Raw genomic sequence first — 1,225 nt, forward strand, 5'->3', positions numbered from 1 at the left:
TCTTTTACGTTTCATATACCTACCTTAACATCTCCTTCTTTCGCGTCTAAAATCCTGGGTCCATTATATTATCACCATATATCTTCTTTTTTTCTCGCTCATTTTCATCTTGATTAATAATCGCTCCCCATCTATGAGTGTTTTTATAATCAGTACTTTTTGAAGTTCTCTTGGAGATTAGTTCACTTATTTGTTTCTTCTCTTCATCAATTCTATCTTGAGTCACTTCAAAGTCGCCGGCATATTTAATAGAATCGAGAAGTTGATTGGCGTATTCGACTATATTTCCGACAAAGGCTTCTTCTTCTTTAACAAAAATTCCTAATTCGTGGTTCTTAAAAAACCCATTCATCGAAAAATTTGCTGAACCTAATATAGCGCTTCTATCGTCAAAGATATAAAGTTTACTGTGAAGGTGTTGGAGCGCATACACGGACGCTCCTGATTTTAGTAATGCTTCTATCCCTTCGAGACTGTTAGCGCCTTGGAGAAATTCTTCACGGTTAAACCGAGTAATGATGGTACAATCCATGCTCTTGTTTTTTAAACAGTTGGCTAAGTAACTAGCAGTTTTGTAACTTATGAAAGGAGACATTATACGAAGAGTTTCGTTTGTGGTGCTCAATTCTATGTGAAATTTACTACCAAAGTCTTTGTCCATTAAATCTATGCTCATACAAAGCCCCCTTTACCCATTTGTCACGTTCATTGTATCGTAGCTATCTCATTAGAGATTTTTTATCTTTTTTCTTTTCACCGAAACCCAAACAAAGACTCCATAACCACTTCTCGCCGGATGCCAGTATAGTATTCGTTTCTTTGAGCAAAGAATGATTGAATATATCTTACAACATCGCTAATCCCTTCCCTCCACGATTGAGTGAAAACTTCATCTCCTCGGTTTCTTCCGTAGAATGCTGCGAGCGCACGTTTTTTGCTTTCTTTTTTATCTTCGCCACCCTATGAAAATGTGCCTAAACCTTACTGTATATATTTTTCTTTGTTTAATTTTTGAGTTTATCTTCAGCAGCTTTAAAATAAGATGCTTCATATATAGATATAGATTCTCCATTTTTCTTTTTGTTAAGTATTTTTTGTCCTTTTTGTTTTGTTTTCTCTAAAGAATCTCTTTTAATATCATTCTCAGCTTTTTCTTTGTAACTGCTAAACTAGACTCAACAGTTTTCCACAATTAAGACTCAACAGCTCTCTCCAAATAAGACAC

1 protein-coding gene is annotated in these 1,225 nt (G+C 35.0%); it reads right to left on the reverse strand.

Translation table 11 applies throughout. The features are described 5' to 3' along the window. Window positions 1–46: 46 nt before the first annotated feature. A complete protein-coding gene (locus ACFFLE_RS07960) occupies window positions 47–676 on the reverse strand; it encodes a phospholipase D family protein (RefSeq protein WP_380570608.1) in 630 nt (209 codons plus the stop codon). Window positions 677–1,225: the final 549 nt, after the last annotated feature.

This window comes from Salinicoccus siamensis, assembly GCF_042429615.1.
Classification (GTDB): Bacteria; Bacillota; Bacilli; order Staphylococcales; family Salinicoccaceae; genus Salinicoccus; species Salinicoccus siamensis.